This is a genomic window from Pelomicrobium sp. G1 (genome assembly GCF_051905455.1).
Classification (GTDB): Bacteria; Pseudomonadota; Gammaproteobacteria; order Burkholderiales; family UBA6910; genus Pelomicrobium.
The window spans coordinates 1-350 of record NZ_JBQACR010000188.1; the positions used below are offsets into that span (position 1 = coordinate 1).

1 protein-coding gene is annotated in these 350 nt (G+C 62.0%); it reads left to right on the forward strand.

The window, feature by feature from the left end; translation table 11 throughout:
• Nucleotides 1–142 precede the first annotated feature (142 nt).
• A partial coding sequence (locus ACTFO6_RS18110) for a TOBE domain-containing protein (RefSeq protein ID WP_439935789.1) occupies nt 143–350 on the forward strand: 208 nt, incomplete at its 3' end.

A 350-nucleotide genomic window follows, 5' to 3' on the forward strand; every position in this document is an offset into this window, starting at 1 on the left:
CCCGAGTTGCGGGCCGCGGCCGCGGCGTTGCCCGGCTCCAACGTGACCGGGGCCAGAAAAATTTTCCGCCTGCCGGAGTTGCTGGCCTCGGAAACGAGGTCTTCGAAGCCGGCCAGCGACCCACACCATGGAGGCTCTTGATATGAAGCTGAGCGCACGTAACGTCCTTCCCGGAAAAATCAAACAGATTCGCAAAGGCCCCATCAGCACAGAAGTCGTTCTGGAGGTGGCTGGGGGGGTAGAAATCGTTTCCGTGATCACCACCGGCTCGGCAGACAACCTCGGGCTTAAAGAGGGCGAGGCGGCCTACGCCGTATTCAAGGCCGACAGCGTGATGGTGGGCGTGGACC